Here is a 19340-nt window from a genome sequence, read left to right on the forward strand (position 1 = left end):
ATCAGGTGTCACGTGCCGTCATGGTCCGGGTTCGTCTTGTATAGCGGGGGTCGTCGGTTCGAACCCGACAGGGGGCTCCGAGCAGCAGTGGGAAGGGCCGGTCCGACGGGTGTCGGGCCGGCCCTTCGGCGTTGCCGGGGTCAGTCCGGGGGGAGGGTGAGGGTGGCGAGGGCGCCGCCGTCGGGGTGGTTGGCGAAGGTCAGGGTGGCGCCGATGACGCGGGCGTGGCCGGTGGCGATGGTGAGGCCGAGGCCGTGGCCGCGGCCGCGTTCGGGGGCGTTGGTGCGGAAGCGCTGGGGGCCGTGCCGCAGGAGGTCCTCGGGGTAGCCGGGGCCGTGGTCGCGGACGGTGATCCGCGGGCCGTCGACGTGCAGGTGGACGGGGCCGGCGCCGTGGCGGTGGGCGTTGAGGAGGAGGTTGCCGAGGATGCGGTCCAGCCGGCGCAGGTCGGTGCGGACCCGCCGGTCGGCGGTGACGTCGACGGTGACGTCCAGGCCGGTGAGGGTGACGGTGCGGCGGGCCGCGCGTTCCAGGGGGACGGCGGAGAGGTCGGGGGACTCGGCGTCCGCGTCCAGGCGGGACACCTCCAGCAGGTCCTCGACCAGGCCGCGCAGCGCCTGGACCCGGTTCTGCACGAGCTGGGTGGGGCGGCCGGGCGGCAGCAGTTCGGCGGCGGTGACCAGCCCGGTGAGCGGGGTGCGCAGCTCGTGGGCGACGTCCGCGGTGAAGCGCTGCTCGTCCTCCAGCCGCCGGTGCAGGGTGCGGGACATCAGGTCGACGGCGGCGGCGAGGTCGGCCACCTCGTCCTTGCCGTCGACGAGTTCACCGATCCGGGTGTCCGTCCCGCCGGCCGCGATGCCCCGGGCGGCGGTGGCCGCGGTGCGCAGCCGGCGGCTGATCCGGTCGGCGACGAGCACGCCGGCCAGCACGGTGGTGAACACCGCGGCGACGACGGTGAGCAGGATGATCCGGTCCAGGTCCGCGATGGCCTGCCGGTCCTGGGCGAAGTCCACCCGGACGGACAGCACCCCGTTCTGCACCGGTCCGGCCGCCCACATCGACTCTCCGCTGCCGTCGGCGGCGAGCAGCGAGCCGTGCCGGCCGCTCGCGGCGAGGGCGCGCAGCCGCTCGGGCAGGGCCGGGTCGTTCACGGCGGCGCCGCGGCCGGACGGGGCGCCGCCGCGGCCGTAGTCGTCCAGGGCGGAGTCGAGGACGGCGAGTGCGGAGGAACGGGCCTGGTCGACGTGCTGACGGATCATCGCCTGGTGGACCAGCAGGCCTACGGCCACCGCGACCAGGACGGCGATGGCGGCGACGGCGGTGGCGATCTGGCGGCGCAGGGTCATGCCGGGCGCCGCAGCTTGTAGCCGAACCCGCGGACGGTCTCGATCCGGCCGGAGCCGATCTTGGCGCGCAGCCGCTGCACGTGGACGTCCACGACCCGGGTGTCGGCGCCCCACTCGTAGTCCCAGACGCGTTCGAGCAGGGTGGAGCGCTCCAGCACGATCCCGGGCGCGGCGGTGAACTCCAGCAGCAGCCGCAGTTCGGTGGGGGTGAGCGGGACGAGGCGGCCGTCCACCCGGACCTCCATGCTGTCGGTGTCCACCTGGAGGCCGTCGAAGCTGCGCACGGCGGGGGAGGGGGCGGGGGCGGGGGCCTCCGGCGGCCGCGGGGTCCCGGGGACGGCCGGCGGTGGTGGTGGCGGCGGGGTGTCGGCCGCCGGGACGACCCGGACGCGGCGCAGCACGGTACGGATCCGGGCGACCAGGACGGCGCTCTCGAAGGGCTTGACCACGTAGTCGTCGGCGCCGGCCTCCAGCCCGGAGACCACGTCCACCGGATCGGTGCGGGCGGACATCATCAGGATCGGCAGCTGGCTCTCCTCGCGGATCCGGCGGCAGAGGCCGACCCCGTCGAGCAGCGGCAGCATGACGTCGAGCAGGAGCAGGTCGGGCCGGACGGCGTGGAAGGCCTCCAGCCCCTCCAGGCCGTCGGCCGCCGTGGTGACCGGGAAGCCGTAGCGTTCCAGGGCCATCCGGGTGGCCTCGCGGATCACCTCGTCGTCCTCGACCAGGAGGATGTGCGGGTGGGCGGGGGTGCCGGCGGCGCCGGTGTGGGTGGAGTCGGTGCCTGCGGGGGTGGTCATCGCTTCGCTTCCGGGAGCACGGCGGGGGCGGAGGGCACGGTGGACGGCCGGGCGCCGCGCGGGGACGGGACGGCGGCCCCGGGGGCCGCGGGCTGCGGCGCGAGGGGGGTGCGGCGCACCGGTCCCGGGCTGGCTTCGGGCGTGGCGGTGGCCGCCCGGCCGGTGTCCGGGCCGGTGGCCGGGCCCGTGGGCGGGCCGGTGGGCGGCAGCACGCCGACGCCCTCGTCCCGGCGTTCCTTCAGGGCGAGCCTGGCCCCGTCCCACTGGTAGTGGCTGCTGGTCTGGACGTAGGCGCTGGTCGGCTCGTACAGCCAGAGGTCGGGGCCGATGGTCGCGGCGCTGAACGCCGGCTGGACCGGCACCTGGAGGACGGGCAGCAGGCGGTCCCCGACGAGGGTGTAGACGTGCAGCACGACCCGCCCGGGGGTGACGACGACGGAGATCAGCTCGGGCTGCCCGTCCCCGGTGACGTCGCGGAACTCGGGGGCGCGGACCTCGCAGTCGGCGCAGGTGCCGAGCGCCTGCCGCTCCTCCGGGCCCACCGTCGGGTCCTTGGCGAGGACGGTGCGGACGTCGACCGCGGTGATGTCGTGCCCGGGGACGGTCACGTCCGGTACGGGCTGCGGCGGCTCCTGGGTGGCACCGGCCGCGGGCGTGGCCGGCGGCGGGGAGGTGGGCAGCTGGGGCCAGAGCGGCCGGGGCACCGGCGGCGGGGTGACGGCCTCGGCCGGGCCCTGGTCGCGCAGCTCGCCGGGGGTGGCGGGGCCGAAGGCCAGGGCGGCGAGGGCGAGGACGACGACCAGGCCGGCCAGGGTGGCCACCGGGACGGCGCCGGGTCGGCGGCGGGATGGTGGGGTTGCTGCCACGGTCGGTGTCGTCCTCCTGATCTGCGGCGACGTTTCGGCCGTCGCTCCCGTCACCGCCCCGGTGGTAGGTCGCGCGAACGGCGGCCGGCGGTTCCGCGGCGGGGTCCCGTGCCGTCGTCGGGCCGGTTCCACGGGGGCTCCGGTCCGTGACGCGGCCCCGAGTTCCGCCGTCGGGCCGGGGCGGGGCGGGGCGCGGCGGGGCCGCGTCGGCGTCGGCGTCAGGCCAGGTCCGCCAGCACGATGATGTTGTCCGTCCAGTGGCCGTCCGAGCCGATCCGTCCGCCGCAGGTGATCAGCCGCAGTGCGGGCGCGGGCGTGTCACCGTACACCTGTTCGGTCGGGAAGCGGTCCTTGGCGGCCTGGAGCAGGGTGCGGACCTTGAAGTCCACGGTGCCGCCGTCCGCGCGCCGGATCCGGATCAGCTCGCCGGGCCGGAGCTTCGGCAGCTGCTTGAAGACCGCCGGGCCGTGCGCGGTGTCGTAGTGCCCGATGAGCACGGCGGGGCCGGTCTCGCCGGGGGTGGGGCCGTTGCGGTACCAGCCGACCTCGTCGCCCCGGTCGGCCGGCGGCACCTCGACCGTGCCGTCGGGGTTCAGGCCGAGTTCGGCCACCGGGGCGTCCACCCCGACGGAGGGGACCAGCAGCCGGGTCGGCGGCGACGGCGGGTACGGCTTGGGAGCGACGGGTGCGGTGGGCGCGGCGGGCGCGGTGCCGGTCGTGGCTCCGGCGCCCTGGGCCGCCGCCGGGGTGCCGGTCCCCCCGCTGCCGTGCCCGGAGGTCTCGACCCGTACCACCGGGGTCTCCCGTCCGGACAGGGCGAGCGAGGTGCCGAGCACCAGGCAGAGCAGGCCCGCGGTGCCGAAGGCGGTACGGCTCAGCGGGCCCGGGCCGGGCCGGGCGGCGCGTCGGCGCCCCCGCCGGCGGCCCTTGGCGCGTCGGCGGCTGTCGGTCCCCGCCACCGGGGCGGCCCCGGCGCCGCTTCCCCGACTGGCCGGGTACGGGGAAGCGGCGCCGGGGTGCCCGGCGGACTCGGGACCGGTGTCAGCCGCGCGCACCGGAGCGGCGGCGCAGGACGGCGAAGCCCAGGCCCGCGGCGCCGACGGCCGCGACGGCGCCGCCACCGGCGAGCATCAGGCCGGAGCCGTCGGAGGCGGCGGAGCCGTCACCGGCCTGCGCGGCGCCCCGGGGCACCTCGCGGACCTGCGCCGGCTGGGCGCCACCGGGCGCGGCCGGGGCGGGCGAGGCGGCGCTCCTGGGAACGGTCACGGCGGGCGAGGCCTCGGGCTTCGGCGCCTCGGCCCTCGGGGCGGCCGGTGCGGGCGCGGAGGTCTTCGCCGCCGCGTCGACGTTCGGGCTGGCGACGCTGGGGGCGGCGGGCTTCGGCGCGCTGTCGGCCCAGGCCTGCCCGCCGGTGACGGTGGCCAGCAGCGCGGCGCCGGTCAGGGCGCAGGCCGCCAGGACGCGGCGGGCGGGCGAACGGTGGGTACGGCTCATGCGGGGTGTCTCCCTCTGCATCGGTCGGTGCGTGGTGGACGCCGCTCCGCGGTGCGGTTCGCGGGGTCCGCCGTGCTGGTGTCGCGGGACGTCCGTCGTCGGCGCCGGACGCGTACGTCCTCGTCGTGGACGCCCTCCCGGCCGGTTCGAAGGGGTCGGCCGGTGGCGTCGTGGACGACGGTAGGAGGGCCGTGTCGCGGTCCTCGGCCGGTCGTGTCACGGCCGCCCATCGGCTGCGTAACGGCGGCGCGGAGCCGCTCGCGCCTCCGGCCGACGGCCGCGCGGTTACCGCCCCGACCGGAGCCGGCGGAGGGTCCAGTCCGGGCCGAGGGGCCGGGTGCGGGCGGTGAAGAGTTCGGCGGCGCGCCGGTAGGAGAGGCGGGCGCGGCCGGTGTGGGGGCAGCGGTCGCGGGCGGGGGTGCCGGCGGGTGCGCGGCGGTCGGTGAGGAAGAGCGGGCCGGCGGCGCGGCCGGCCATGAGGAGGGGGAGCAGCCGGGCGGTGCCGGACTGCCAGTGGACGGCGGGGTATCCGTGACGGGTGCGGCGGCGGGGCAGGTCGAGGTGGTCGGTGTCCAGGGCGAGGACGGTCTCGATCGGGGCGCCGGACTCGTGCAGCAGGTGCCAGAGCGTCTGTTCGCGCAGTGGCGCGCGGAGGGCGAAGAGGGTGCGCAACTGCTCGGCGTCCAGGGCGGGTTCGGCGGGTTCGGGCAGCCGGTGGGGGCGGAGGTCGGCGGTCGGGTCGTCGTCGAGCCAGCCCCTGGCCCGCCACCAGGCCACGGCCGCGCGCAGGGTGGAGAGTTCCCGGTTGAGGGTGCGCGGGTCGGTGTCGGCGCCGCGCCGGGCGGCCGCGGCGCGGAGCCGTGCGGCGGCGTCGGGGTGGTCGAGCAGGGCGAGCGGCAGGACGGGCGGCCGGGCGCGCCGCCGTTCCTGGCCGGTGGGGGCGGGCCGGTCGGCGAGTGCCCAGGCCCAGGTGTCCAGCGCGATCCGGTAGATCCGGCGGGAGCCGTCGGAGAGCCCGGAGGCGGCCAGGTAGCGCTCGACGGCGACGGCGTACTCGACCGGTGGGAGCTCTGCCACGGTCCGACCTCTTTCCGCAGTAAACGGCATTCCGACGACATTCTCGAAGACGCTCGATGCTATCCGCGGTTCGCGGTGAACGGCTAGCAAGCAGCAGGTGAGAGGCCTTTCGACGGGGTATTTACTGCGGTTGTCGACCGCCTCGGCGGAATTGATGCGAAAAGACTCAGGTTTTCTCCCGGAAACCCTTGAACCGCACTCCCGTCGAACCCCAGACTGGCTGCCCATGGCAGTGGACACAGACCGGATCCCGGCCCGCCGAAGGCGCCCGGGAGACCGTCTCGCCGTGCTGGGCGAGCGCGATTTCACCCGCTTCTTCATCGGGTACACGACCTCCCTCGTCGGCTCCTCGATGGCGCCGGTCGCGGTGGCCTTCGCGGTGCTCGACACCGGGGGAGAGGGGACCGCGCGAAGCGGCACCGACCTGGGGTGGGTGATGGCGGCCCGGATCCTCCCGGTGGTGCTGGTGCTGCTGGCCGGCGGGGTCATCGCGGACCGGCTCGGCAGCCGCCGGGTGATGCTGGGCTCGGACGTGGTGCGCGGCCTGGTCCAGGCGCTGTTCGCCGGGCTGCTGGCGGCCGGGCACGCGCCGGTCTGGGCGATGGTCGCGCTGGTGGCGGTCTGGGGGGTCGGCGAGGGGCTGTTCATGCCGGCCTTCGGCGCGATCGTGCCCGACCTGGTGCGCCGCAAGGAACTGATGGCGGACGCCAACACCCTGCTCGGGCTGGCCCGTTCGGTGTCCACCGTGGTCGGCCCCGCCACCGCCGGCCTGGTCACCGCCGCCTGGGGCCCGGCGGCGGTGCTGCTGGCCGACGCGGTGACGTACGGCGTCGGCGCGGTCGCGCTGGCCGGGCTGCGGCTGCCGGCGCGGCCGGCGGCGGCCGGCGGGGAGTCGATGGTCCGGGACGTCCGGGCCGGCTGGTCGGAGTTCGCCGCCCGCCCCTGGCTGTGGATCACCACCGTGCAGACCGGCCTGTTCAACCTGCTGGTGTGGGCCCCCTTCCTGGTACTCGGCCCGCTGCTCGCCCAGCGGGACCTCGGCGGCGCCCGGGCCTGGGGCCTGGTGATGGGCGGGTACGGCGCCGGCGCGGTGCTGGGCGGCCTGCTGATGCTCGGCCGCGCGCCCGCCCGTCCGCTCGCGGTGGCGTCCGTGGCGGCGCTGGCCTGGGCGGTGCCCTCCGGGGCGCTCGCGGCCGGGGCCGGGCTGCCCTGGGTGGCGGCCGGCGCGCTGGTGGCCGGGGTCGGCTCGGCGGTCTGCGGGACGCTGTACAGCACCACCACGCAGAAGTGGGTGCCGGTCGAACTGCTCGGCCGGATGACGGCCTTCGGCGTGCTGGGCTCCTTCGCCCTCGGCCCGCTCGGGCTGGCGGCGGCCGGACCGCTGGCGGGCCGGTTCGGCGCGGACACCGTGTTGCTGATCGGGGCTGTCTGGCAACTGGCGGCCGGGGCCGTAGTGTTGGCCGTACCGGCGGTACGGAACCGCCGCTGGGAGGAGGGCCCGGACAGCTGACCAACCCCTCGGACGGCTCCGGGGCGCACCCCCGGCCCACCGCGCACCGCGCCCGGCCGGCCCCGGAGCGCAACCGGCTGCCCCTCCCGCGCACGTAGGCCTCCGCGGCGGGCGGGGCGGCCGACCCGGTCGTACGGTGGAGGGCGGGGGTGACGGAGGAGGTCGATCATGCCCGGCTCGCTCACCATCAGCCACCACGAGTCCGCGGTCACCCTGGACCACGCGGACGCGGAGCGGCTCGCCACCGTCCTGGCGGAACTGGCGTACCTGCTGGAGATCCCGGGGCCCAACCGGATCAACGACGAACAGCTCGCCGTGCTGTGCGAGGGCCGCGCCCCGGTCCGCGCCGAACTGGTGCACTGGTGCGCGTCGAACGCCCGCGCGCTGAAGGGGCAGCTCTGACCGGAGCCGCCCGTGCCGCCGGCCGCCCGCCGTACGATGGCGCGCGGGGCGGGGACGCCCCCCGGGTGCCGGGGTGGCCGGCGGCCGGTCCGGCGGAGGGTGGGGGCCCGAGCGTGCCGCAGTCCTGGTCGATGTCCTGGCTGACCGTGCCCACGCCGCTGCCCAGCGGGCCGATGCACATCGCGGTGACCCCGCTCGGCGTGGCCTCGGCCGGGTACACCGGGCCGAGCGGGGGCGAGGCGCCGGCGTGCACCGACGCGTCGAAGGTCGCCGTCGTCACCGAGCGGATCGGCGCCTACCTGGCGGGCCGCACCCGCGAGTTGGGCCTGCCGATCGACTGGAGCCTGAGCTCCGGCCCGCACCGCGCGGTGCTGCGGACCCTCTGGCGCGAGGTGCCGTACGGCCGGACCATCACCTACGGCGAACTGGCCGCCCGCAGCGGGGTGTTCGAGGACGTCGCGGAGCCCGGCCTGGCCGCCCGCACGGTCGGGCAGATGATGGCGGCCAACCCCGTCCCCCTGCTGGTGCCCTGCCACCGGGTGGTGGCGGCGGACGGGCTCGGCGGCTTCGGCGGCGGCCGGGTCGGGATCGAGGTGAAGCGCTGGCTGCTCACCCTGGAGGGCGTGCTGGAGCCCACCCTGGACTGGAACGGCCCGCTGTAGCGACGGCGGGGCCGCCGACGGCGAGGGGCCGGCCGTGGCCGACGGTCGGCGAGGGGCCGGCCGTGGCCGGTGGTCGGCGAGGCACGTGCGGAGCGTGTCGGAGGGTGGCGCGGGCCGGGGCCCGCATGGGGGAGGATGGGGCCGGTCGAGGCGCGGACGAGGCGCGTGCCCGGCGCCCGGCCGAGGCCGGGCCGAGACCCGGCTGACGTGCGGAACCCCGATATGTTCGAATAAATAGTCGAACGAATATCGATCGGGTGATCTATTCGTACTATTTGTTTGGGCATTCTGAACCACTCGAACGAGTGATTGCGGGTCGCCCTCGAATGGGCCCACCATGAAGCTGCAACACGCATGTGCAAGGCGACACTTCATCGGGATATGCGAAGGGCTCCCCCATGTCGACCGAAACCAATGCCGGTATTCCCGCGCCCGGTGCGCAGTCGGACCTCCGGCAGCAGCAGAGTCTGAGCACGGCGGGCGCGCGGAACCTCGCGACGACCACCAAGTCCGCCCCCCAGATGCAGGGCATCAGCCCGCGCTGGCTGCTCAGGAAGCTGCCCTGGGTGCAGGTGTCCGGCGGCACCTACCGGGTGAACCGCCGCCTGCGCCACTCGGTCGGCCGCGGCCGGGTGAGTTTCGTCAAGACCGGGGCCGAGGTGCGGATCGTCCCGCCCACGCTGGTCGAGGTGCCGGTGCTGCGCGGTTTCCAGGACGAGGCCCTGCTGGAGGAGTTGGCCGCGCGCTTCGTGCAGCGGGACTTCGACGCGGGCGACGTCCTGGTCCGGGCCGGGTCGCCGATCACCGAGGTCTTCCTGATCGCGCACGGCAAGCTCGACCGGCTGGGCACCGGCAAGTACGGCGAGGAGACGGTGGTCGGCTCCCTCGCCGACGGCGACCACCTCGGCGACGAGGCGATCCGGCAGGACGGCGGCGACTGGCCGTACACCGTCCGCGCCGCGACGTCCGGCACGGTGCTGACGCTGCCCTGGCCCGCCTTCCAGGAGCTGCACGACCGCTCCGAGGCGCTCCAGCTCCAGGTCATCGAGTACCTGAACGGCTTCCAGCAGGCGCAGAACAAGCACGGTGAGGCCGCGATCGACCTCTCCGCCGGCCACGAGGGCGAGTACGAGCTGCCCGGCGCCTTCGTGGACTACGAGCTCAAGCCGCGCGAGTACGAGCTGAGCGTCGCGCAGACCATCCTCAAGGTGCACACCCGGGTCGCCGACCTCTACAACCAGCCGATGAACCAGACCGAGCACCAGCTCCGGCTGACCATCGAGGCCCTGCGCGAGCGCCAGGAGCACGAGCTCGTCAACAACCCCGAGTTCGGCCTGCTCGGCAACGCCGCGTACGACCAGCGGTTCCAGACCCACTCCGGCCCGCCCACCCCGGACGACATGGACGAGCTGCTCAGCCGCCGCCGCGGCACCAGGATGTTCCTGGCCCACCCCCGGGCCATCGCCGCCTTCGGCCGGGAGCTCAACAAGCGCGGCCTCTACCCGGGGACGGTCGAGGTCGAGGGCAAGCAGCTCATGTCCTGGCGCGGGGTCCCGGTCTTCCCGTGCAACAAGATCCCGATCGTCGGGAGCACCAGCTCGATCATCGCGATGCGAACCGGCGAGGACAACCAGGGCGTCATCGGTCTGCACCAGACCGGGATTCCGGACGAATACCAGCCGAGCCTTTCGGTGCGGTTCATGGGAATCGACGAGAAGGCCATCATTTCCTACCTGGTGAGCGTCTACTACTCCGCCGCGATCCTGGTACCGGACGCGGTCGGCGTCCTGGAGAACGTGGACATCGCGCAGTACTGACGGTCCGCGGGGCCGGTCGCCGGGCCGCGCCGTCCGCCGAGGGCCGTTGGGCGGCTGCGGCGGACGGCGCGCCCCGGTGCGTACGGGCCCGGCCCGAGGCGGCCGCGGCGCGTACGACCGTGCCCGCGGCGCAACTCCGGCCCGCCGTCGGCGGGCCGTCCCACGACAGGCGCCCGACAGGGGGAGACACCCATGACGAGTCCCATGCTGGAGCGGGACCACAAAGAGGGGCACGAGGCGGCGGACATCCTCGCCCGTACCCGCGCCCTGGTCGATCCGGTCCTGCGGGCCGCCGTCGACTCGCTGCCCGGCACCATGCGCAAGGTGGCCGGCTACCACTTCGGCTGGTGGGAGGCGGACGGCACCCCGGCCGAGGCCTCCGCCGGCAAGGCGATCCGGCCGGCCATGGTCCTGGCCGCCACCCAGGCGCTGGGCGGCAAGCCCGGCGAGGCCGTCGCCGCGGCAGCAGCGGTGGAGCTGGTGCACAACTTCACCCTGCTCCACGACGACGTCATCGACCGGGACGACACCCGGCGCCACCGGCCCACCGCCTGGCGGGTGTTCGGCACCACCGAGGCCATCCTGGCCGGGGACGCCATGCACTCCCTCGCGCTGCGCCTGCTCGCCGAGGACGGCCACCCGGCCGCCCAGGGCTCGATCCGCCGGCTCGCGGACTGCGTGGTCGAGCTCTGCGAGGGCCAGCAGATCGACTGCGCCTTCGAGCGGCGCAACGACGTCTCGCTGTCCGAGTGCCTGGCCATGGCGGAGGCCAAGACCGGCGCCCTGCTCGGCGCCGCCTGCGCGATGGGCGCCCTGTACGGGGGCGCCTCCGAGGACGCGGCGCAGGCCCTGGACGGCTTCGGGCGGGAGATCGGCCTGGCCTTCCAGCTGATCGACGACCTGATCGGAATCTGGGGTGACCCCGCGGTCACCGGCAAGCCGGTCGGCGCGGACCTGGTCGCCCGGAAGAAGTCGCTGCCGGTGGTCGCGGCGCTGGGGTCCGGCACCGTCGAGGGCAAGGCGCTGGCCGAGCTGTACGCGCTGGAACGCCCGCTGACCGCTGAGGAGTTGGCGCAGTGCGCGGCGGCCGTCGAGGCGGCCGGCGGGCGCGGCTGGGCGCAGGGCGAGTCCTGCGAGCGGATGGCCACGGCGATGGCGCAGCTGGCCGCCGCCGTCCCGGAGCCGGCCGCAGCCGACGAACTGCTGGCGCTCGCCGAGCTGGTCACCCGCCGCACGCACTGAGCGGGGTCGGCCGCGGTGTCCGATGCGGCCGGTCGCACGCACTGAGCGAGGCCGCCGGCGTCCAACGCGCCCACCGGAGTGGGAAGTCGGCCCGGTCGACTTCCCACTCTGCTGTCCGGGTGGCCGAGCGGTCGGCCGACGGAGGCCGACAGCTGTCGGCGGTCAGCCGAAGGCGGCCAGCAGCCGTCGCTCCTTGGCGGGTTCGATGCCCTGCCGGACCGCCGCCCCCGGCCGCCCCTTGCGTCCCTCGGCGTCGGTGTCCTCGGCCGGTCCGCGCGTCCGCAGCCACTCCCAGGTGTCCCGGGCCGTCTCGGCGAACGGCCGGCAGCGCAGCCCGGCCGCCTCCGCCCGGCCGGTGTCGGCCAGCCAGGCGCCCGCCAGCTCGGGCAGGTCCGGCGCCCAGAAGGGGAGTTCGACCCACGCGCCGACCTGGTCCGGCCCCTCGGCGAGCAGCGGCCCGTCCGGTACCCAGACCAGCTCGGTGCCCGCGGCGCCCGCGACCTCCCGGCAGGTCTCCAGCCACTCGCCGAAGGTGAGCCGGCCGGGCGGCGCGGTGGTGACGAACCGCCCCGCCGTTCCGGCCGTGAGCAGGTCCAGCCCGAAGCCGGCGAAGTCCCGGACGTCGATCACCTGCATGGTCCGCTGGGGGTCCCCCGGGGCGAGCACCCGGCCGCCGCGGGCCATCCGCTCCAGCCACCAGGGCAGCCGGCCGCCGAACTCGTACGGTCCGACGAGCAGCCCGCTGTTCAGCACCAGCGTGCGCCCGACGCCGAACCCCTCCAGCACGGCGCGTTCGCAGCCCGCCTTCAGGGCGTTGCCGGGCGGCTGGCCGGGCGGGGTGTCGGCGGGGCAGGGGTACGGTGCGGAGTCCTCGTCGACCACCCGGGCGGGCCAGTCGGCGAAGGCGTGCACGGAGGAGACGAAGGTGTAGTGGCCGGCCCGCCCGCGCAGCAGCCGGGCGCTGAGCGCCGCCTGGGCGGGCTGCTGGGCGGAGGTGTCGACGACGGCGTCCCAGCTGCGCCCCTCGACCAGCCGGGCGAGGTCCTCGGCGCTGTCGCGGTCGCCCCGGACGGTCTCGACGCCGGGCAGATCCGCGGCGCTGCGGCCGCGGTTGAAGGTGGTGACCCGGTGGCCCCGGGTGAGGGCCTCGGCGGCGTAGGCCCGCCCCAGGAAGGACGAGCCGCCCAGCAGAAGGATCTTCATGCCGACGAGCCTCTCCCGGCCGCCCCGCCCGTACGCCCGGATTCGCGGTCAGCAGACCGCGGCCCACCGGATGCCGCGCGGCGGCCGATCCGACGTGCCGCCCCACCCGGCCCCGCTTAGCATCCGATGTGTACCGCGCTCGGCGACCGCACCCCGGCCCGGTGCACGACCCGGACGGCGGACCCACCCGCCGCAGCCGGCCCGAACGGCCGCGGGACGCCGAGCGGTTCCGCCGACCGGCCGCCCGCCCCGGACGAAGGACCCGCGATGAACCAGCCCGAGCTGGAGGCCCTGGCCGCCGACGCGTACGTCTACGGCTACCCGCTGGTCGCCGGCCTCACCATGGTCGAGCGCTTCGCCCGGGGCGGCCTGGGCACCCTGCCGGCGGCGCCGTTCAACCAGGTCAGCCACGCCACCCGGCTGGCGGGCCCGGCCGACGACTTCGTCTCGGTCAACAACGACACCGTCTACTCGATCGCCCAGCTCGACCTCTCCGAGGGCCCGCAGGTGCTGAGCGTCCCGGACACCGCGGGCGCCTACTACGTGCTGCAGTTCATCGACGCCTGGACGGAGAACGTCGCCTACCTCGGCCGCCGGGCCACCGGCACCGGCGCGCAGACCTGGCTGATCGTCCCGCCCGGCTGGCACGGCACCCCGCCGGACCCCAGCCGGGTGATCGAGCTGCCGACCACCGTCGGCACCCTCGTCGGCCGCTTCGCCTGCACCGGCCCGGACGACCTGCCCCGGGTCCGGGCCCTCCAGGCCGCCCTGGAACTGGAGCCGCTGGAACCCGGCGGCCTGGTCGCCGGACTGCCCGAGCCGGACGGGGACGTCCCCGAGCGGCTGGCCTTCTTCGAGCGGATGCGGGTCTGGATGCAGGCCTTCCCGCCCGCCACCACGGACATCGAGTACCAGCGCCGCTTCGCCCCGCTCGGCCTGCTGGACGACGGCGCCTCGCCGTACCGCGCGGCCGCCCCCGAGTGGACGCTCGCGCTGGCCAAGGGCCTGGCCGCCGGCCGGGAACGCGTCGAGGACGCCACCCGCCCGCCCGAGGACCACCCGCCCGGCGAGTGGCGCAGCGCGCTCCACCTCTTCGACTACAACACCGACCACCTGGGCCCCGGCACCCTGGACGACCCCGAGTGGCGCATCCCCGACCGCCGCGCCGCCTACCTCAGCCGGGCCGCCGCCGCCCGGGCCGGCCTCTGGGGCAACCACGCCTACGAGGCCTCGTACGCGATGACCTACGACGACTCCGACGGGCGGCCGCTGACCGGCGCGCACCGCTACACCCTGCGTTTCGACCAGCCGCCCCCGGCCGGGGCGTTCTGGTCCGTCACGATGTACTCCGTCCCGGACTACTACCTGGTGGAGAACCCGATCGACCGCTACTCGATCGGCGACCGCACCCCCGGCCTCGTCCACGGCGAGGACGGCTCCCTCACCCTGACCCTCCAGCACGACCAGCCCGAGGACCCGGCGGCGGCCGCCAACTGGCTCCCCACCCCGCCCGGCGAGTTCCGCCCCATCCTCCGCATCTACCAGCCCGAGCCCGCCGTCCTGGACGGCACCTACCAGGTCCCGCCGATCCACCGGCTCTGACCACCCCGCCCCCACCGGGGCGCCCGCGCGAGAAGTCGGCCGGGCCGACGTTCTGTGCGGCGCCCGGGCGGGCTGTGTCCGCTGTTGCCGTGTCCGAGGTGTTCGGGGTGGGCGTTGTCGTGGCCGTGTTCGCGTGGGAAGTCGGCGGGCCGGACTTTTCGCGCGTCCTGTGCAGGGAAGCCCGGTCGGCCGAAGCACGCGTCTGCCGTGCACGAGAAGTCGGTCGGGTCGACTTCCTGTGCGGCGCCGGGCGGGCTGTGCCCGCTGTTACTGCCCCGATGGGGAGGCTGTTGCCGTGCCCGAGGTGTCCGACGTGGGAGCCGCCGTGGTGGCGCCCGAGGGGGACGGGGAGCCGGACGGAGTCGGCGACGGGGACGACGTCGGTGAGCCGGAGGCGGTGGGGGCCGTGGTGGGCGACGCGGTGGCGGACCCGGTCGGCACCGGTGTGGCGGACGGTGTCGAGGTGGGAGTCGAGGAGGGCGACGGATCGGCCGGGGAAGTGGCCGATCCGCCGCGGTTGTGCGGCCCGCCCTCCAGGGTGACCACCGCCTGCGAGGGCGGCAGCTCGATCCGGGCGGTCCAGGCAGTCGTCGGCGCCCGGTCCTCGTCCACGGTGACGATCACGGTGATCCGCTGGCCAGGCGCCAGGGTGCCGGAGTCGCGGCTGAGCCGGAGCCAGTCGGCCTCCGTCACCGCGTGCCAACGGATCTCCGTCGTACCGGAGTTGGTGAGGGTGAGGACGGTCCGGTTGCCGTACTCGCCGGCCTCGACGGTGAGCAGCCCGGCCGGGGCCGGATCGCCCGTGCCCGTCGCGGAGGCCCGGTCGACCGACGGGGCCGGCGCGGCGACCAGGCCGGGGCCGTCGAGCGGGGTGGCGCCGTGGGCCGGGACGGGGATCACCGCGCCCTGGAAGAGGAGCCGCGGAAACCCGGGAAGCAACGTTTCTGCACCGCCTGCACCGGCGCCGCCCCCGCCTCCGACCATCCCGGCCCCGGCTCCCGCCAGCTCCATCCCCGGCATCCGGGACGCACCCGGCCCCGCCGGACCGTCCACCGCGGGCCGCGGCCGCTGCCCCGTGGGCCGCCCGGTCTCGTCCACCCGCACCGCCGAGACCGCGGCCGCCGACCCGGCCCCGCCACCGCCCCGGTGCCCGGCCCAGAGCGCGACCACCGGCGCCGCCAGGACGGCCGCGAGCACCCCGGTGGTCACCACCCGCCGGCGCACCGCCAGCCCGCGCCCCGCGTCCGGCGCCCGGTGCCGGGGGAAGCCGTCCTGGTCGAACCGCGGCCCCGGCTCCGCCCCCCGGGCGGCCGCCGTCAGACCGGAGACCGCGCCGGTGGCCGCGGCCGCCCCGGAAAGGTCCGCCGGAGCCCGCAGCAGCGCCAGGCCCGACAACCCCGCCGTTCCCTCCGCCGCCTCGCTCGCGGCCACCCGCTCCGCCGTCCCCCGGCAGGTCGGGCAGTCCACCACGTGCTGCACCAGCTCCCGCCGCAGCGCCGGGCCGAGCACCCAGTCCCGCCAGGACTCCGCCCCGGCCCCGCCGAGCCGGTCCAGTTCCGGGCAGCTGCCCACCCCGAGCACCAGCAGTGCCGCCCTGGTCCTGGCCACCTCGGCCTCGGCCCCGGCCAGCAGCGCGCGGGTCCGCTCGAACGGCAGGCCCAGCACCGCCGCGACCTCCAGCGGGGTCAGCCGGTGCCGGACGGACAGCTCCAGCGCCTCGCGCTGCTCCGGGTCGGTGCCGGCCGCCTCCGGCCAGGCGAGCGAGGACAGCTCGCGCCGTCGCCGGGCCGCCTCGGCCTCGTCCGGTTCGGCCCCGGGCGCCCGCCCGGCCCCGGCACCGGTCACGTCCGGGCCGTCGCCCGCGAGCCGGCGCAGGCAGCAGTACCGGGCCAGCGAGAACAGCCAGGCGCGCAGCAGCCCGGGCTCGGCCAACCGGGCGCCGTGCCGCCGCGCCAGCTCGCGGACCTCGCGCAGGGCGTCGGCGGCCGCGTCGTGCTCGCAGAGCACCGAGAGGCAGTAGGTGAACAGGCCGTCCACCTGCCGGTCGTACGCCGCGAGCGCGGCGCCGGCCCGCGGCCCGGCCGTCCGGGCCGTCCGGGTCGTACCAGCCGCCCCGGCCGCCGGAGTCTGGGCGCCCGCCCCACCCGACCGGCCCGACCGGCCCGCCCCACCCGACCTACCCGACCAGGTCGGACCAACAGTTCTCGTCGTCACCCGTCCGACGGTAGAGAACGCGGACGGCTGATCCCGGCCATTCGCCGCGTATGTACTTCTTTCGGGTAACAACATCGCCCATCTGTGTGGACGCGCGGCGAGCCGCCGGGCGAGCCGGACGGCCCGTCGCTGTCGGACCCAGGCGCTACGGTGGGCCGCATGCCTCCGCGTTCCAAGACCACCGCCAAGCCCCGCCCGGCGTACCGCTGCACCGAGTGCGGCAACCAGCTGCCCAAGTGGGTCGGCCGCTGCCCGGAGTGCAACGCCTGGGGCACGGTCGAGGAGTACGGCGCGGTGCCGATCCGCACCACGGCCGCCGGCCCGGTCAGCGCGCCCGCCCGCCCGATCGCCCAGGTGGACGGCCAGGTCGCGACGGCCCGCTCGACGGGCGTGCCGGAGCTGGACCGGGTGCTCGGCGGCGGCCTGGTGCCCGGCGCGGTGGTGCTGCTGGCCGGCGAGCCCGGTGTCGGCAAGTCCACCCTGCTGCTGGACGTCGCCGCCAAGGCGGCCACCGCGCAGCACCGCACGCTCTACGTCACCGGCGAGGAGTCGGCGAGCCAGGTCCGGCTGCGCGCGGACCGGATCAACGCCCTCTCCGACCACCTCTACCTCGCCGCCGAGTCCGACCTCGGCGCGGTGCTCGGCCACATCGAGGCGGTCAACCCCGGCCTGCTGATCCTGGACTCGGTGCAGACCATCGCCTCCGCCGAGCTGGACGGCGCCCCCGGCGGCCCGGCCCAGGTCCGCGAGGTGGCGGGCGCACTGATCCGGGCGTCCAAGGAGCGCGGCATGGCCACCCTGCTGGTCGGCCACGTCACCAAGGACGGCCAGATCGCCGGCCCGCGCCTGCTGGAGCACCTGGTGGACGTGGTGCTGAGCTTCGAGGGGGACCGGCACGCCCGGCTGCGGCTCATCCGCGGGGTCAAGAACCGCTACGGCGCGACCGACGAGGTGGGCTGCTTCGAGCTGCACGACGAGGGCATCGTCGGCCTGGCCGACCCGTCCGGCCTCTTCCTGACCAGGCGTGACAAGCCCGTCCCCGGCACCTGCCTCACCGTCACCCTGGAGGGCAAGCGCCCGCTGGTGGCCGAGGTGCAGGCGCTGATGGTGGATTCGCAGATCCCCTCCCCGCGGCGCACCACCTCGGGCCTGGAGTCCCCCCGGATCGCGATGATCCTGGCCGTGGTCGAGCGGCACGGCGGGGTGAAGCTCGGCAAGCAGGACATCTACACCGCGACGGTCGGCGGGGTGAAGCTGACCGAGCCCTCCGCGGACCTCGCGGTGGCGCTCGCGGTGGCCAGCTCCTCCACCGACACCCCGCTGCCCAGCAACCTGGTGGCGATCGGCGAGGTCGGCCTGGCGGGCGAGGTGCGGCGGGTGACGGGCGTGCAGCGGCGGCTCGCCGAGGCGCACCGGCTGGGCTTCACCCACGCCCTGGTCCCGCCGGACCCGGGCAAGGTGCCGCCGGGCATGAAGGTGGTCGAGGTGGCCGACATCGGCGAGGCGCTGCGGGCCATCCCGGGCCGCCGCCGCTCCGCCGCCAAGCCGCGCACCGAGGCCCGCGGTGAGGCACCGTCGGCGCCGCCGGCCCCGCGCTCCGCCCGGGCCGCGGCCGGCCCGGCGGCGTACCCCGAGGAGCTGATGGAGGGCTGGGAGCCGCTCGACTCCGACGAACTGCGCTGACCCAAGCCCTGCCGAAGCCACACACAGTTAGACTTCCCCCAGTCTCATTGGCCAGAAGGCAGTACCGAGCGGTACTGAGCGACAGAGCAACAGACCGCGGACCGGCGCACGGCGCGAGGCGCGCGGCACGGGTCGACCGGAGGAGTCACGTGGCAGCCAGCGACCGGGGGGCGGACAAGGCCTCCCGCGAGGAGGCCCTGCTGCGGGCCTCCCTCACCGCCATCGCGCCCGGTACCGCGCTTCGTGACGGCCTGGAGCGGGTCCTGCGGGCCAACACCGGCGGTCTGATCGTGCTGGGCTTCGACAAGGCCGTCGAATCCCTGTGCACCGGCGGCTTCGTGCTGGACGTCGAGTTCAGCGCCACCCGGCTGCGCGAGCTGTGCAAGCTCGACGGCGCGGTGGTGCTCGACAAGGACATCACCAAGATCGTCCGGGCCGGCGTGCACCTGATGCCGGACTCGACCATCCCCACCGACGAGACCGGTACCCGCCACCGCACCGCCGAGCGGGTCAACCGGCAGACCGGCTACCCGGTGGTCGCGGTCTCGCACTCGATGCGGCTGATCGCGATGTACGTCAACGGCACCCGCCGGGTGCTGGAGGACTCCACCACCGTCCTGTCCCGCGCCAACCAGGCACTGGCGACGCTGGAGCGCTACAAGCTGCGCCTGGACGAGGTGGCCGGCACGCTCTCCGCGCTGGAGATCGAGGACCTGGTGACGGTCCGGGACGTCACCGCCGTGGCCCAGCGCCTGGAGATGGTCCGGCTGATCGCCACCGAGATCGCCGGCTACGTGCTGGAGCTCGGCATCGACGGCCGGCTGCTCTCGCTCCAGCTGGACGAGCTGATCGCGGGCGTGGAGCCGGAGCGCGAGCTGGTCGCCCGGGACTACTTCCCGGAGCGGGCCGCCAAGAAGGGCCGGACGGTCACCGAGGTGCTGGCCGACCTGGAGGCGCTCACCCACGCCGAGCTGCTGGACCTCCAGACCGTCGCCAAGGCGCTCGGCTACTCGGGCACCCCGGAGTCGCTGGACTCCGCCGTCTCGCCGCGCGGCTACCGCCTGCTGGCGAAGATCCCGCGCCTGCCGAACACCGTCATAGAGCGTCTGGTCGAGCACTTCGGCGGCCTCCAGAAGCTGCTCGCCGCGAGCATCGACGACCTGCAGACCGTCGAGGGCGTCGGCGAGACCCGCGCGCGCTCGGTCCGCGAGGGCCTGTCCCGCCTTGCCGAATCGTCCATCCTGGAGCGCTACGTCTGACCGGACGCGCCCCCGTACGGACGCCGGAACCCGGCGACGGCCCCCGGAGAATCGCCTTGGGTTCTAGGTGTACTGACCACAGAGGTTAGTGACGGGGTTCACGACCTGGTGATCTTGAAATGAGTGAGGGCCTTCTGGCTCGGTGTGGATTGCGACATCTGCA

16 protein-coding genes are annotated in these 19340 nt (G+C 75.7%); 8 read left to right on the forward strand and 8 right to left on the reverse strand.

Annotated features, from left to right (window positions below):
• Nucleotides 1-140 precede the first annotated feature (140 nt).
• The 6 genes from ACIQI7_RS37055 to ACIQI7_RS37080 all read right to left on the reverse strand — a co-directional run bounded on the left by ACIQI7_RS37055 (nt 141) and on the right by ACIQI7_RS37080 (nt 5583).
• Nucleotides 141-1346: a sensor histidine kinase gene (locus ACIQI7_RS37055; RefSeq protein WP_401118743.1), complete on the reverse strand. Its 1206-nt coding sequence runs from the start codon at nt 1344-1346 to the stop codon at nt 141-143.
• A complete protein-coding gene (gene cseB / locus ACIQI7_RS37060) occupies nt 1343-2146 on the reverse strand; it encodes a two-component system response regulator CseB (protein WP_401118745.1) in 804 nt (267 codons plus the stop codon). Before cseB ends, ACIQI7_RS37055 begins: the two co-directional genes overlap by 4 nt.
• Complete coding sequence (locus ACIQI7_RS37065; RefSeq protein ID WP_401118747.1) at nt 2143-3012, reverse strand: hypothetical protein; 870 nt, start codon at nt 3010-3012, stop codon at nt 2143-2145. Before ACIQI7_RS37065 ends, cseB begins: the two co-directional genes overlap by 4 nt.
• Nucleotides 3013-3230: 218 nt before the next feature.
• Nucleotides 3231-3971: a class F sortase gene (locus ACIQI7_RS37070; RefSeq protein ID WP_401118749.1), complete on the reverse strand. Its 741-nt coding sequence runs from the start codon at nt 3969-3971 to the stop codon at nt 3231-3233.
• A gap of 82 nt (nt 3972-4053) precedes the next feature.
• On the reverse strand, nt 4054-4506 hold the full coding sequence (locus tag ACIQI7_RS37075) for a hypothetical protein (RefSeq protein ID WP_401118751.1): 453 nt from the start codon (nt 4504-4506) through the stop codon (nt 4054-4056).
• 285 nt (nt 4507-4791) lie between these two features.
• Nucleotides 4792-5583 (reverse strand): hypothetical protein, encoded by a 792-nt coding sequence (locus tag ACIQI7_RS37080; RefSeq protein WP_401118753.1) that lies wholly within the window; start codon nt 5581-5583, stop codon nt 4792-4794.
• A 226-nt stretch (nt 5584-5809) separates the two neighbouring features.
• Here ACIQI7_RS37080 and ACIQI7_RS37085 point away from each other — a divergent pair, with 226 nt between their 5' ends.
• From ACIQI7_RS37085 to ACIQI7_RS37105, 5 genes are all read left to right on the forward strand, one after another.
• On the forward strand, nt 5810-7093 hold the full coding sequence (locus ACIQI7_RS37085; RefSeq protein WP_401118756.1) for an MFS transporter: 1284 nt from the start codon (nt 5810-5812) through the stop codon (nt 7091-7093).
• 168 nt (nt 7094-7261) lie between these two features.
• Nucleotides 7262-7495 (forward strand): hypothetical protein, encoded by a 234-nt coding sequence (locus ACIQI7_RS37090; RefSeq protein ID WP_387752839.1) that lies wholly within the window; start codon nt 7262-7264, stop codon nt 7493-7495.
• 113 nt (nt 7496-7608) lie between these two features.
• A complete protein-coding gene (locus tag ACIQI7_RS37095; protein WP_401118759.1) occupies nt 7609-8157 on the forward strand; it encodes a methylated-DNA--[protein]-cysteine S-methyltransferase in 549 nt (182 codons plus the stop codon).
• A 398-nt stretch (nt 8158-8555) separates the two neighbouring features.
• Nucleotides 8556-9974: a family 2B encapsulin nanocompartment shell protein gene (locus tag ACIQI7_RS37100; protein ID WP_401118761.1), complete on the forward strand. Its 1419-nt coding sequence runs from the start codon at nt 8556-8558 to the stop codon at nt 9972-9974.
• A 192-nt stretch (nt 9975-10166) separates the two neighbouring features.
• A complete protein-coding gene (locus ACIQI7_RS37105; RefSeq protein WP_401118763.1) occupies nt 10167-11216 on the forward strand; it encodes a family 2 encapsulin nanocompartment cargo protein polyprenyl transferase in 1050 nt (349 codons plus the stop codon).
• Between the two features lie 162 nt (nt 11217-11378).
• On the opposite strand, the gene ACIQI7_RS37110 is transcribed toward ACIQI7_RS37105, so the two are convergent.
• The gene (locus tag ACIQI7_RS37110; protein WP_401118766.1) at nt 11379-12419 is read right to left on the reverse strand and encodes an NAD-dependent epimerase/dehydratase family protein; all 1041 of its coding nucleotides are present in this window, start codon (nt 12417-12419) and stop codon (nt 11379-11381) included.
• 267 nt (nt 12420-12686) lie between these two features.
• On the opposite strand from ACIQI7_RS37110, the gene ACIQI7_RS37115 reads away from it, so the two are divergent.
• Nucleotides 12687-14021 carry a DUF1254 domain-containing protein gene (locus ACIQI7_RS37115; protein WP_401118768.1) on the forward strand — a complete coding sequence of 445 codons (1335 nt, stop codon included), beginning with the start codon at nt 12687-12689 and terminating at the stop codon, nt 14019-14021.
• A gap of 267 nt (nt 14022-14288) precedes the next feature.
• Here the strand turns inward: ACIQI7_RS37115 and ACIQI7_RS37120 are convergent, their stop codons facing one another.
• A complete protein-coding gene (locus tag ACIQI7_RS37120) occupies nt 14289-16058 on the reverse strand; it encodes a hypothetical protein (protein ID WP_401118770.1) in 1770 nt (589 codons plus the stop codon).
• A 336-nt stretch (nt 16059-16394) separates the two neighbouring features.
• Here ACIQI7_RS37120 and radA point away from each other — a divergent pair, with 336 nt between their 5' ends.
• Nucleotides 16395-17918: a DNA repair protein RadA gene (radA, locus tag ACIQI7_RS37125; protein WP_387752859.1), complete on the forward strand. Its 1524-nt coding sequence runs from the start codon at nt 16395-16397 to the stop codon at nt 17916-17918.
• Nucleotides 17919-18118: 200 nt separating this feature from the next.
• Nucleotides 18119-19177 carry a DNA integrity scanning diadenylate cyclase DisA gene (gene disA, locus ACIQI7_RS37130; RefSeq protein ID WP_387753192.1) on the forward strand — a complete coding sequence of 353 codons (1059 nt, stop codon included), beginning with the start codon at nt 18119-18121 and terminating at the stop codon, nt 19175-19177.
• Nucleotides 19178-19340 lie beyond the last annotated feature (163 nt).

Origin of the sequence: Kitasatospora sp. NPDC092039 (assembly GCF_044756065.1) — a bacterium.
Lineage (GTDB): Bacteria > Actinomycetota > Actinomycetes > Streptomycetales > Streptomycetaceae > Kitasatospora.